The organism is Pseudalkalibacillus sp. Hm43 (genome assembly GCF_054170705.1).
In genome coordinates this window covers 3,236,734-3,250,447 of sequence record NZ_CM135129.1, presented here as the reverse complement: position 1 = coordinate 3,250,447, position 13,714 = coordinate 3,236,734, and the positions used below count along the sequence as shown (strand labels likewise).

General features: G+C 42.4%; 11 protein-coding genes and 1 riboswitch. Of the genes, 3 read left to right on the top strand and 8 right to left on the bottom strand.

The features are described from left to right. Positions 1–7 precede the first annotated feature (7 nt). The 5 genes from ACXQIQ_RS16880 to ACXQIQ_RS16860 form a co-directional block, all read right to left on the bottom strand. Entirely contained in the window at positions 8–454 is a 447-nt protein-coding gene (locus tag ACXQIQ_RS16880) for a DUF4385 domain-containing protein (protein WP_439301221.1), read from the bottom strand. A gap of 122 nt (positions 455–576) precedes the next feature. Then, positions 577–3,684 carry an efflux RND transporter permease subunit gene (locus tag ACXQIQ_RS16875; RefSeq protein WP_439301222.1) on the bottom strand — a complete coding sequence of 1,036 codons (3,108 nt, stop codon included), beginning with the start codon at positions 3,682–3,684 and terminating at the stop codon, positions 577–579. Between the two features lie 100 nt (positions 3,685–3,784). After that, positions 3,785–5,137 carry a HAMP domain-containing sensor histidine kinase gene (locus ACXQIQ_RS16870; RefSeq protein WP_439301223.1) on the bottom strand — a complete coding sequence of 451 codons (1,353 nt, stop codon included), beginning with the start codon at positions 5,135–5,137 and terminating at the stop codon, positions 3,785–3,787. Then, on the bottom strand, positions 5,134–5,808 hold the full coding sequence (locus tag ACXQIQ_RS16865) for a response regulator transcription factor (RefSeq protein WP_439301224.1): 675 nt from the start codon (positions 5,806–5,808) through the stop codon (positions 5,134–5,136). The genes ACXQIQ_RS16870 and ACXQIQ_RS16865 overlap by 4 nt, the downstream gene beginning before the upstream one ends. Before the next feature lie 107 nt (positions 5,809–5,915). Further along, positions 5,916–7,151 (bottom strand): aspartate kinase, encoded by a 1,236-nt coding sequence (locus tag ACXQIQ_RS16860; protein WP_439301225.1) that lies wholly within the window; start codon positions 7,149–7,151, stop codon positions 5,916–5,918. Between the two features lie 252 nt (positions 7,152–7,403). After that, positions 7,404–7,595, bottom strand: a riboswitch (Lysine riboswitch). Between the two features lie 176 nt (positions 7,596–7,771). Here ACXQIQ_RS16860 and uvsE point away from each other — a divergent pair. Both uvsE and ACXQIQ_RS16850 read left to right on the top strand, forming a co-directional pair. Further along, positions 7,772–8,728 (top strand): UV DNA damage repair endonuclease UvsE, encoded by a 957-nt coding sequence (gene uvsE / locus ACXQIQ_RS16855; RefSeq protein WP_439301226.1) that lies wholly within the window; start codon positions 7,772–7,774, stop codon positions 8,726–8,728. 216 nt (positions 8,729–8,944) lie between these two features. Then, entirely contained in the window at positions 8,945–9,553 is a 609-nt protein-coding gene (locus ACXQIQ_RS16850; RefSeq protein ID WP_439301227.1) for a DUF6624 domain-containing protein, read from the top strand. Here the strand turns inward: ACXQIQ_RS16850 and ACXQIQ_RS16845 are convergent, their stop codons facing one another. Then, positions 9,554–10,099, bottom strand: a complete 546-nt coding sequence (locus tag ACXQIQ_RS16845; RefSeq protein WP_439301991.1) for a GNAT family N-acetyltransferase — start codon at positions 10,097–10,099, stop codon at positions 9,554–9,556. A gap of 134 nt (positions 10,100–10,233) precedes the next feature. On the opposite strand from ACXQIQ_RS16845, the gene ACXQIQ_RS16840 reads away from it, so the two are divergent. Further along, a complete protein-coding gene (locus ACXQIQ_RS16840) occupies positions 10,234–11,019 on the top strand; it encodes an STAS domain-containing protein (RefSeq protein WP_439301228.1) in 786 nt (261 codons plus the stop codon). A gap of 18 nt (positions 11,020–11,037) precedes the next feature. Here ACXQIQ_RS16840 and ACXQIQ_RS16835 read toward each other — a convergent pair whose 3' ends face one another. Both ACXQIQ_RS16835 and ACXQIQ_RS16830 read right to left on the bottom strand, forming a co-directional pair. Next, positions 11,038–11,964: a hypothetical protein gene (locus tag ACXQIQ_RS16835; protein WP_439301229.1), complete on the bottom strand. Its 927-nt coding sequence runs from the start codon at positions 11,962–11,964 to the stop codon at positions 11,038–11,040. A gap of 86 nt (positions 11,965–12,050) precedes the next feature. Next, the gene (locus ACXQIQ_RS16830) at positions 12,051–13,703 is read right to left on the bottom strand and encodes a M14 family metallopeptidase (protein WP_439301230.1); all 1,653 of its coding nucleotides are present in this window, start codon (positions 13,701–13,703) and stop codon (positions 12,051–12,053) included. Positions 13,704–13,714 lie beyond the last annotated feature (11 nt).

The following is a 13,714-nucleotide window of genomic DNA, read 5'->3' as shown; positions in this document are numbered from 1 at the left end:
GCTTTTCTCATCCATATTTCTTCTGATGTTCCTTTTTCATCTTCAGATATTCATCGTCATTGCGGACGACCTTCCATTTCTCCTCAAAAATACGAGCAGAATCCGCCTTTTCCTCATCGATCTGTCGCTCATGAATCTCGCCTTCCTCGTCGTACTTTTTGCCACCTTTGTAGTTGGCATACCTTCGTGATCTCGTGTATCCCATCTGGATGAACTTCCGAGCCATATCCATGCCGACAAAATCGTCTTTCGCTTTATAGTCCTGGAACATACTGTAGATTTTCTCTGAAGACTCTTTTGCGATATCCGGGGTTTTGAACCTCCAATGCGGAAGGATCTCACCTTTATAAGGTTCTACAAGCAACACCCCTTGCTCGCCGCGTCCAACTCTGTATAGCTCCGGATTTTTCCGGAAATCGATATTGTCAAAATCCAAATCATAATCAAAAGCCATCAGGAAACTCCTTTTTACGAAGAGTGTACCCTTCCAATCTACCTTTCAAAACAGCTGGTAGGCCCGTCTTCATTCTTTACATCGTAAAACCGGCTTCAACAAAGAGAAGCCGGTTTTTACAATTAGTCCAATTTACGATATCTGCCGATGGCATTATACAATACTGGGACAAAAACGAGCGTGAGTAACGTCGAGGTTGTTAGTCCCCCGATGACGGTTATCGCCAATCCTTTCGAAATTAGTCCTGACGCTGAATTGGATAGAGCTAAAGGTACCAATGCAAAGATTGTCGCAAGAGCTGTCATCAGAATCGGACGTAAACGGGTCGATGAAGCCTCTATAATCGACTCTGTCAATCCAATGCCTTCTTTCCGGTTCGTCTCAACACGATCCAAGAGAACGACGGCATTCGTTACGACAATACCGATCAACATCAACATTCCGATCATGGCACTCATGGATAACGTTTGACCTGATATGAGTAATCCGGCCAAGGATCCAATCGGGATGAAAATCAAGGAAGATAAGATGACAAGTGGCGTGAGGATTCCACCAAAAGTGATACTTAAGACAAGGAATACCAATCCGACTGCTGCTCCCATCGCTAATCCAAGATCAGCGAATCCTTCCGAAATCATCTCCATACCGCCCGTTACCTCTAGTTCAACATCTTCAGGAAGACTTAACGACTGAAGATCGTTTTCCACCAAACGGGCGATTTCCGTCGTATCATTTCCTTTGATCGTAGCTGAAACGGTGGTGGCAGTTTCTCCTTCTTGATGCTTGATTGAAGACGGCACCTGCAGCTCTTCAATATCCGCAACTTCACTCAAAGACTTCGGACCATCTATGGTTTGTACGGTGAATTGTTCCAGGTCCTCTTTAGAATCAAAGGTTTCATCAAATGTAAGTTCCATATCCCATTCTTCGTCGTTGATTTTAATCGTTCCACCATTGACGTTGTTCAACCTCTCCTGGACCGGTTGCATCAATTGATATGGGCTTACATTCAACTCCTCTCCCATTTCCGTCAACTGAAGTTGATACTTCGTTTGTGTATCTTTCAAATCATTCTTCACATTCTTCAACCGATCATCTTGCTCCAATAGATTGGCTACCTGAGTGGAGGCTTCCGATAGCTGATCCAAATCGTTACTGTACAAGTTCACATCAATCGTATTTCCAGTTGGTGGTCCCTCTTGTTGGATTTCCATGGCTTTTACAGTGGTTGATGCGTACTCATTTTGCGCAACTTCTAATATTTCCTTCTCATACTGAGGCATGAGTTCATCTATTGAAGCATCTTCCTTCAGTTTGATGAAGAAGCGCGTCACATTGTCCGTAGTCGTAGCCGTCATACCCGGCATTTGTTGTTGACTGGAGAAACCGATCGACACTTGACTATAATCAATCGCTTTTTCTTTTGCAAGGAGCTCTTCAATTTGTTGAGCAAGTACGTTGGACTCTTCCAGTGTCGTATCTTCTGGTAATGTGACCTCGACTTCGAACGAATCACTTCCTTCTGAAGGAAGGAAAGAGACACCTAATGCAGGTACGATTGAGAACGAGCCTACTAATAGAACGATCGATAGAGTAAATACAATCCATTTACGATTCAATGCACCTCGTAAGAATTTTTCGTATCGACCAATGAGCTTGCCCTTCTTGGATTTATGGCTTACGTTTTTGAAAAAATATTTCCCTAGAACAGGGATAAGCGCAATCGCCACAATTAATGAAATCGTTACAGAAAAAATGACGGATAAACTGAACGGACGGAAAAACTCGCCAAGGATCCCACTTACAAATCCAAGTGGCAAGAACACAATCAATGTGGCGACAGTTGAAGATGCAACCGGACCTAACACTTCCTTCGTCGCTTTATAAATCAGCTCTTTCTGATCCATTTCCGGATGCAGTTGCTTCCATCGGTATATGTTTTCAATGACGACGATACTGTCATCGACAATACGACCAACCGCAACCGCCATACCGCCTAATGTCATGATGTTAAGTGTGTAACCAAATTGCTCAAGTAACGCAATCGAACCAAGTATGGAAAGAGGCAAGGAAACAATGGCAATGATCGTAGCGCGAATATTACGTAAGAATAGCAGAATCACCAGAACGGTGAATAACGCGCCGAACCCGCCTTCTTTCAATAAAGCAGATATGGATTTATTGACCTCTTCTCCCTGGTCCATGATGGTATAGAGTTCATATCCTTTATCTTCTGTCTTCTCTTCCAGATAGGATTGGACAGCTTCCGCTACCTCAGCCGTGTTTGCATCCTGGGTTTTGGTGACCTCCAACAAAATACTATCTTCCCCGTTAAAGCGGGAGATTTCAGAACGATCGGTGTCCTGTGTGACATCGGCTATTTCGGATAAAGTTATTTTTGTCTGAGTTTGAGTAGGTTGATTCTCCGAGGGAGCAGTTTGACCTTGTGATGGTGGTTGTCTGTTTGAATCTGCTCCTTGACCATTCTTGTTTGGTATCTGAACAGGAATCTCAATTTCTTCGATCGACTCAATACTCTCGATACTTCCTTTAAGCTCGACTGGTATGGATGTTCCTGACTCATAGAGCGTTCCGAACGGAAGCTTATATTCTGCCTGTTGAATGGATTCCTTTATATCAGACAAGGTCAATCCATACGAAGAGGCTTTCTCTTCATCTACTTCCACAAAAACCTTCGTGTCCGTCTTACCAGTGACTTGAACGCTAGAGACACCCTCCAGGTTCTCTAGATGAGTTACAATCGTGGACTCGACATCTTCTTGAAGCGCACCCAGGTCTGCATCCGATATAGCAGCCTGATAGATCGGAATTGAACTGGAAGAGACCGCGAGGACATTCGCTTCAGCATCATCCGGTAATGTCAATCCATTGATTTTATTCTGAACTTCCGATTGAAGTTCATCGATATCTTCACCGAACGGGTACATGATGGTGATCAACGACAGATTCTCTCTGGACGTACTTGATATAGACTCGTATCCCTCCATGTTCAATAACACATCTTCAATCGGTTTCGTCACACTCTCTTCCACTTCTTCAGTAGAAGCATTCGGATAGACGGTCTGTACGGTCATAACTGGGAAAGTTACATCCGGAAACGTCTCCACTTTTATTTGATTGGTTGCTACAATTCCACTGACCACCACGAGAACTGTCAGGATCAAGATGGCAACCATGTTCTTCAAGCTAAACTTTGTCATCCAACTCATATTTGTCATGACTCCTTTCAATGATCTAGTTTGAGGATACTCATGAAATATGAACTGAATATGAACACATGAAAAAAAGATGGAGGATCCTCCATCTTTTCTAGCGAGCATTAAGTGGAAGGGTGACGTAAAAAGTAGTCCCCACTCCAACATCGCTTTCTACTTCAATTTTCCCGCCATGCAATTGGGTGATTTTCTGAGCGATCGACAGTCCTAACCCATTCCCGCCGTTTTCCTTCGAGCGGGACGGATCGACTTTATAAAATCGATCAAAAATACGATGTTGTTCTTCTTCAGGGATCCCTTCCCCCTGGTCTCTAATTGCGATCACCACATGATCAATAGATGCTTTAGCCGTAACCTTTATGACGCCACCGAAAGGATTGTAACGGATCGCATTCGTCAACAAGTTAATCCAAACTTGCTCCAGTTGATCTTTGTCTCCTTCAATCTCCAATGGTTTTACATCTAATTGTATGTCGTTCTCTTTGGCGGTCCATTGAGGTTCGAGGAAGGTGATCACCCTTCTCAACTGTTCATCTAACTGATAAGGGACCGGTTGGATTGGATCCTGATCCGTGTCCAATCGGGCAAGCTTTAATAGATTTTGACTTAAATCCGACAATCGCTTACTCTCTTGCTCGATGATGGACAGATACTCCTTTTGTTGACGAGCATCCTTCACAACGCCATCTTTCAAAGCTTTTGCAAATCCCTGTATGGAGGTCAATGGTGTTTGGATTTCATGGGAAACGTTCGTAACGAACTGATGTCTCATCTCATCCAATTCACCTAGCCCCCTCGTCATTTGGTTGAAGCTTTTGGTAAGGTTTCCGAGCTCGTCTTTCCTTTTGTTCTTAATGAATACATTGAAATTGCCTTGAGCCAGCTCTTTTGTTGACTGAGTCATTTCTTTGATTGGACTGATGATCCATCTAGTCGAAATCAGGAAAATGACACTTCCTATGACAAGTATCGTGCTGAACAGGATCAACATAAGCTTTTCGAAGTCCTGAAAGAAAAATTTGAAATTCGGTCTTAAAAATAAGGCATAGGATTCCTCGCCTTTTTGAAAAGGAAGCCCCACCACTTTTCTCGGTGGCAGGTCATGACCTCTATAAACCCCACCTGCTATAACTTTTTGAAGCTCATCATCTTGTAAGCCCCATGGATCTAAGCTTTTACCGTACAAAGGTATGTCAGATTGTTCTTTCATCAACAATAAGTCAAAGCTGACCGATGACATGGAATCAAAGTACAACGTTTCATCCATCTCTGGAGTTTCTTTATACAATTCGATGATGTCTTTTCCGACTTCCTCCATACGAGTTTCAAGCCTGTCCCCTACCTGATACATGTGAATTCGACCTGAAATAAGAAATGTGATGATCAAACTGACAAGAATAGCGCCTAAAAACGTGAGGACTATTTGCACATAAAGAGTTTTCATCATTTGAATACCTCAATCTTATACCCTAATCCTCTGACTGTCTTAATTGAGATGGCTGCATTAGACTTGGATAACTTGTCTCGGATCCGCTTGATATGTACGTCGATTGTCCGATCATCACCCTCATAGTCCAGTCCCCATATGCGTTCAATCAATTGGTTTCTTGTGAAAATTTGTTCTGGATAGCTGGCCAATGTATACAACAACTCAAATTCTTTTAGGGGCATAGTCAACCTTTCGCCATCTACCTGGATTTCTTTTTTTGAGGTGTTCATCGTTACATTCCTTGTTTTCAGCTCATTGGAAGCCTCAACCTGATACCTTCTTAATAAAGCTTTCACTCGCATGACGATTTCCAACGGATCGAAAGGTTTGACCACATAATCGTCGGTTCCTAATTGGAACCCTTTCACTTTATCTTTTGTTTCACCCTTCGCAGTGACCATCAAGACTGGAATCTTGTAGTATTGTCTGATTTCCTCGCATAACTCGTAACCATCCACTTTTGGCATCATAAGATCAATAATCGCCAAATCAATCCGTTCACTTTCCAGTTGTTCTATCGCATCTTGTCCATCCTTCGCTTTCACGACCTGGTACCCTTCATTTCCAATATATAATGAAATCAATTCCAGAATGTTTGGATCATCGTCTGCAATTAATACTCTCACCATGAAACGTGCATCCCTTCATCTTTTTTCAGTAGACGATTCAAGTATACCACCAAAAAAAGTCATAAAGAAAAGCCGTCTCTTTCGACGGCTTCTCTAACACGTAATTGTTAAACGGTACTAACCGGTTTACGTGCTTCCAATTCAAACGCATCATGTAAACATTCAATCGCAGTAATCATCGATGAACTATCGACGATCGTAGAGACTTTGATTTCTGACGTGCTGACCATTTTTACTTTGATTTGATCTCTTGCGAGTACATCGAACATTTTTGCCGCAACTCCAGGGTTTGAAATCATACCAGATCCTACGATTGAAACTTTGGCAAGGTCCCCTTCATATGATACTTGTTCGAAATTCAACTGACTCTGATGCTGACTTAATACCTCAAGTGTCTCTTGTAACGCCACTGAATCGACGGAGAAAGAGATATCCGTTGATTGATTACCGTTCGTATTCTGGATGATGATATCGACGTTGATATGATGATTGGATAACGTCGTAAATAGTGTGGATAAGGTCGCCATTCCATCTGGCAACCCATGTACTGTCACCTTCGTCACGTTGTCCTCGAACGCAATCCCTCTTACCATCAAGTTCCCTTCCATTTCTACTTCCTCCTCTATCCTTGTACCCGTTTCTTTATCTATACTTGATCGTACTTCTAAAGGCACGTCGTAGTTTTTCGCGAATTCTACAGACCTTGGATGCAATACCCCTGCTCCAAGATTCGCTAACTCCAGCATTTCATCGTAGGAGATCGCTTCGAGTTTTCGAGCACCCTTTACAACTCTAGGATCTGTCGTGAAGACACCTGTCACATCTGTGTATATTTCACATTTTTCAGCTTTTAATGAAGCCGCCAACGCGACCGCTGTCGTATCGGAACCACCTCTACCTAGCGTTGCAATTTCCTCATTCTCTGTTATCCCCTGAAATCCAGCGACAATGACAATTTTTCCGGTAGCTAATTCTCCATTGATCCGTTTTGGATCAATATCCATGATACGGGCATTCCCATGAACCGCTTCCGTTTTGATTCCTGCTTGCCAACCCGTAAGTGACACAGCATCATAGCCTCGTTGCTGAATCGCCATCGCGAGTAGGGACATCGATATTTGTTCTCCTGTAGACACCAGTAAATCAAGCTCCCTTTTTGAAGGACTGTCCGAAATGTTGTTTGCGAGTTCAATCAGATGGTCTGTGCTCTTCCCCATTGCTGAAACAACGACGACGACTTCATTCCCTTGCTGATACGTTTCTATGACGCGTTCTGCTACATTCTGAATTCTTTCAACGGACCCAACGGAGGTACCTCCATATTTCTGTACGATGAGTGCCATGCTTCCATTCCTTTCACTGATAAAAATTTATATACGCAAGGGTATACGGTTGATGGTTTCTTCAACTAAATCAAATGCTTTCAAGAGCAACAAAGTTTTGCGAAACAGCCAAAAATTAAAAGGATTGACTCAAATCAAAGTGTGACGGACATTCCAATGAACCACTTTCCTCTCGATCGGAGTTATGGTCGAATTGAAATAAATCGTCAGACTTGAGAGTCAATCCTCAACGTCTGCCACACTTATTCCCTTGCGTGAGATAGTCCTCCATACGACATCAGGGAGATGTGTCGTATGACAGCCCTGCATTTCTTCAATGCAGATCCAGCTGGATGAAAGTTGAGTCCACGAACCAGCTTCGGCGAATTCCCCTTTCCATTGCACTCATAAGAGCTCAACCTCTTCATGCAACGTACTATTGGTTTCCGCGCCTCTACCATCACTTCATCATGAAGTGTGGCCTGAAATTTTAATTGTTTGTATTCTATCAAATACCGGAAAAAGAAACAATAAAAACTTTTTACGAAATGACAATCTCTATTGATTTCTGTTTTCGTTCACATATAGAGAGGGAAGAAGCAAATAATAACGTTATCTTGATTGTGTAAGGAGTTTTATATATGATCCTTCGGTTTGGGTATGTATCGACTGCGCTTCATTTGTGGGAATCTACTCCTGCACACACACTTACCTTTACGAATTGGAAAAAGCTTTCGAAAGATGAACGAGAAGATAAGCTGAAAAGAGTGACTGCACAAAACATTGAAAATACGAAGCGCGCGATTTACTATAACATCGCTCAAGGCATCCATGTGTATCGGCTGTCCTCTTCTATTGTACCTTTGGCAACCCATCCAGAGGTTTTGTGGGATTATATCACTCCATTTCGGGACAAATTCAAGGAAATCGGCGATTTAATTCATCAGTATGGATTGCGTGTCAGTTTTCATCCTAATCAATATACGGTTTTCACAAGTCCAAATGATCGGGTCACCGGCAATGCAGTAAAGGACATGGAATATCATTATGAAATGCTTAAGATGATGGGGGTACATAAACAAGCCAACATGAACATCCATGTCGGTGGCGTATACGGAGACAAGGAAACTGCCCTCGAACGATTTCATCAGAATATTGAGCAGTTGGATCCGAAAGTCAAAACACAGGTCACGCTTGAGAACGATGATAAAACTTACACATCGAGAGAAACACTCGATGTTTGCCGTGCTCATTCGTTGTGTTTCGTATTCGATTATCATCATTTCTGGGCTAATCCATGGGAGGAAGATGAATTAGAAGCGTTGCTGCCAGAAATTTACGCAACGTGGGATCACAATGACTATCCACCGAAGTTCCATCTATCCTCTCCTAAGTCTGAAAAAGAGTATAGAGCACATGCCGAATATGTCGATCTGGATTTCGCTCTTCCTTTTATCAAAAGTTTGGTCAAATACGGAAAAGACGCAGATATCATGATAGAAGCCAAGTTGAAAGACAAGGCAATGCTTCAACTCGTAGAGGAGATCTCAAAGTTACGAGGATACAAACGAATTGATGGTGCAGTGATTAGAGTATAGATGGGGGCTGACTAGGGTGTCGCCCTTTTTTTGATATAGGTCTGATTTGAGCTATAATTTCTGAATTTGGGCTATATTTTCTGAAACTGATCTATAATTCCTGAATCTGATCTATAATTCCTGAAACTGATCTATAATCTCTAAGCACTGTCGCTCAATTAGCCAAACATCGCGCCAACAATTCCCCTTCACATGCTAAAATGGGTGAAAAGGACGGTGGTACCGGTGTGTTTGTATCCTGAAATTGCAAAAGAATTGATACATTTGAAGCATTCTGACCTGGAATTGAGGGAGGGTTTATTAAAAGAAGGAACATTATATGATGGATATCATCCAGAAATGGAGGAATGTCATATCCTTAATGGCAACAGATTACATCAAATCATAGAACAAATCGGCTGGCCAAATCAATCAAAAGTCGGTATTGATGGCGCAGAAGCCGCTTGGCTCATCCTTCAGCATGCCATCAGTTTGCCTGACCTTCAGAGAGATTCCTTGCCACTTTTAGAGGTAGAAATGAAGAAGGATGAAATACAGCCCTATCAATATGCTCATTTATTAGACCGGATCCGGTTTTTTGAAAGGAAGCCTCAACGGTTTGGTACACAACTCGATTGGGATGAGCATGGTGATATGAGTCCCTGGAAATTGGAGAGCGAAGAGAATGTCAACACCTTGCGGGAAAAGGTCGGACTCCCTCCGCTCGAGGTTGAAGTGGAAAGAATCCGAATAGAATTAAAAGAACAAAACGTAACAATGCCGACCACTTACAAAGAACGAACACGTGAAATCGACGAATGGCGAAAGAGGGTTGGCTGGGTGTAATCATTCAAAGTCACTTCGTAAAATGGAATACATATAAAGATCATCAAATTTACCACATGTGTATTCATAATGCCTTAACAACCCCTCGCGAAGAAATCCTTGATTTTCTACTAATCTTTGTGAAGGGGTATTTGCCGGCTCGATCAATGCCTCTATTCTTTCCAGCTCGAACTGTTCAAACCCATATTTCAATACTGCCTGCAGCGCTTCAGCTGCAATGCCTTTTCCCCACTGGGCTTTATGTAATTCGAAACCGACTTCCGCTCTGTGATGTTTAGATTGATAGTTGAGGAACCCGCAACTTCCGATGACCCGATCATCACCTTTTATCGTAATCCCCCATCTAATTCCTGTACCTTTTCCATAGATGGATGCATACCAATCGATTTCATCTTGTACACTTTCCGCTGATTCATAAGGCTGCAATCCCATATGTTTCATAACCTCCGGATCGGATAAATAGAGGTAGAGGTCATTTGCATCCCCGTTTGTAACTTCCCTTAATTTCAATCTCTCTGTTTCTAAACTAGGAAAATTTCCTTTCATTTTTGAAGCCCACCTTTGCATCATCTATTCACCTCCATTCTACCTTTCCTTCTACGATAAGTTAATTTTTTGTTTTTCTAAATAGGTGTGGTAAGGTTAAACTAGCAAAATGATTCGGTTAGGAGTTTTTCCAAATGATTGATTGGGGCAATAGACGATTCGATAATATTGAACTACTAAATAAAGCATTAGACTCCTCAAAGACTGGAATAGTGATTACCGATCCTGAACAGGACGACAATCCAATCATCTATGTCAACCAAGGTTTCAAATACACAACGGGTTACGAACCATGGGAAGTTCTCGGACGAAACTGCCGATTCCTTCAAGGGGAAAATACTGAATCAGATCATGTACTACGAATTCGAAAGTCGATTGAAGAATATCAATCCGTCTCAGTGAATCTGGTCAATTATCGGAAAAATGGTGAGGAATTCATCAATCAGCTTACGATCGATCCTGTCTATATCGAGGATGAGCAGAAATATTATTTCGTCGGGGTACAAAAAGAAATCACGAATGAAGTCCAATACCAAAGGAAATTGACTGAAGCTTTGAAGGAAGTGGAGTTGTTGTCCACTCCCCTCGTCCCTGTAAAAAATGCAGTATCCGTCATCCCGTTGATTGGGGTTTTGACCGATACTCGATTTGATGTCCTGATTTCCGTCCTATCGAAAGACAAGGCTTTAGACGACGTGGATTTCCTCATTGTCGATCTCTCCGGATTAGCCTCCTTCGATGGTCAAATCTCGAATCACTTGTCCCATTTGAAAGATTGGCTGCAGCTTCTCGGAGTTGAACTTGTCTTGTCTGGCATCAGTCCGGATATGGCTTATAATCTCGGTAAAGAACACAATAATCTACTTAACATGAAAGCCTTCGCCAATATCCAGACTGCTATTTCTGACTTACCAGAATAAGAAGCCTGAGTTTAACACTCAAGGCTTCATTTTTTTATAACTGTGGTAGTGGTGGATAGCGACTCCTCCATAAGCCTGTTCATTATCGTATTGCTTCTCTACCAACTGAAGTTGTTTCTCCATATACGCCTCCCCTTCCTCGTGGAAGGTCACCTTTTCAGGCTCGACACCCTTCGTTTCAACGCCTATAATCAGTTTTGTTCCATTGCCTGCTGCATAAGACATTTCATTTTCAGTGTGAGAAAGGATTGAATCTTTTCCCTCCGCTCGGTCTCGATACGCCATGATGACCACATAGTTCACGATATCCATGACATGGTCGGATAACGCTTTATCTTCTCCATCATATGTGGTGTAATATTTCTCACTATCAAACCAGAACGGTATGGCGATCATGAAGGGGAATTGTCTATCTTTTTCATATGTATGTACTTTTGTTACATAAGTCTTTAATCCATCCAAGTATTGCTGGATCATTCGCTCTGCATCCCCTGTATCCCATTCGTCCAGGAGATACGGTTCGATATCGAATTGGATGCCATCAAATCGTTCCTCAGGAGTGGAGTCTGCGTTGTAGTCAAGGATTTGTTCAATCCGTTTGATAGGTTCATTTTGCTCATAACTCCATGTGGGTTCACCATCCAACGCATAGACATCTATTTTCTTCTCATGGGCAAGTCTAATGAATGATCGGTAATGATCTGGATTGCGGGTCAAATAGGTAGAGTCTTCGCTTTCACCTACGTATAGATATATCGCGTCGATTCCTTTCCTGATTGCAAAATTGACTAATTCAAGACGAGCTTCCTCCGTATGGATTTCTTTACTAGGATGCCATGCCCACATCGCTTTGTCATGAAGAGAATCGGACTTATCTGGGGCACAGCTCGTAAGGAGCAGTACTCCAAATAGCAGCACATATACAATTGGTCTATTTATGTTCATAAGCATCGTCTCACTTTTATATCAGGGCTTCTATCATTGTACTATAAAAAAGCGCAGCCCTTTTGAGAGCTGCGCATGCATGTTGTTTATTTTCCTGAATCCATGATGGATTGAATCTGTTTCCGAGAATCGATACCTCTGACGAAACGGTAGATCGGAAGCTCATCTCCAACCTCAGAATCAATGAAGTTAAATGTTACATAGCTGTCATTTGATTCTGGTTCTAAAGCAACCGATGCCAGGTTCGCTGAAGGCTGGGCAGTCAATACAATATAGGTGCCTCTTTCAAATTCAACTTCCTTGTCCGTCACTTCAGTCCTTACGTTCGTCAACTTATGTCCTTCATAGGTTCCTCCATCTTCTTTTTCTGTTACTGTAAACGATTCGACAGGTAAACGTACATCACGAGGTAAATGGAACACCTTTACACCGCTATGTTTCAATTTCTCCACCACTTCCCGCTGGTTTGGAGGAAGCAAGTAAGCTGTCGGTCGTTCCCTCGTCAGAGTGGCTTTCGCATCTGAAGAACTGAAGTATTGGACCGGAATTTCTTTAACGTTCCCTTCTTTTATGTCAACGACTTCAAGCGTCTGGTTCGGAACTTCAACACGTTCATCTTCAATGACGATCGGGTCATCATCGTTTATCTTGAGTCCCTTTTTCACAAGGTTTGCTCTCTCTGTCCAAACGAGCTTTTTGATATCCCATGCATTTTCCGCAGTCGTACGAATCAGTTCTGAATGGGTTTCAACTTGCGCTGCAACACGACGATTGAAATTCTCTCTACCAATCCCGATCCCCCGTGTTTCAACCAAGAAGGAGAATGATGGCGTCAATGCATAAGCATTTCTTCCGATTCTTGCATCCGTTCCACCTTCTTTAATGACGACTTTATCACCATCACGCCCTGTTACATAATAATGGCTGTTTGAGAAACCGGTTTTTGTCAGTTGTTCTTGCGTATTCTTAACAAATAAGGAGTCTGATGTATCTCGGATCTTCTTAGGTATGTTCAAATTCTTACCTGACAATATGAGCAAATCATGGTATTTCAAGTAGCCTTCTTCTCCTAAATCGCTGAACACTTCATTCCCGACGCTATATTCATGCGCATCGATTGTCACTTCAGGACTATAACGGTTATACAGGTCATGGACAGCCTTGATTTCCGGTAAATCAAATTTCACATGATCCCGGTTCCCATCCAGGTCATTCGCCATTCTACGCTCAAAAGCATAAGAACCATCAGGATTGATTCTTGGGACGATGATGACATTCACATGATCGAGTACTTCATCGCCGAAACCTTCCGTCAGTTTTTTCGCCATAACAAGGACACCTTCTCCAGCTGCTGGTTCATTACCATGGATTTGTCCTTGAAGCCATACAGTCGGTTTACGATGATTGTAGCCATCCTCTTTCATGTAAAATAGGGCAGGAATATCTCTTCCCTCCAGTGATTTCCCGATGTTTTTCACCTTTAATGCATCACTGTTCTCATCTAGCTCCCGGATGAATTCGAGCATTTCTTCTTGGGTGGTGAACGCTTCCCCTTCCTTTTTGAAAGCAGGCGTATCAAATTCAACTTCCGGAGTAGGATACAGCTCTAAAACTTGATCCGGTTGTGAGTATTCTTTTCCGTAGTAAGGCGTTTCCTCGGCTGAGACAGAGTGCGTAGACCATAATGGTGACACGAGCATCAATGCGGTCAGAAATCCAATTAGTTTCTTGTTAAGCATGACTTTTCTCC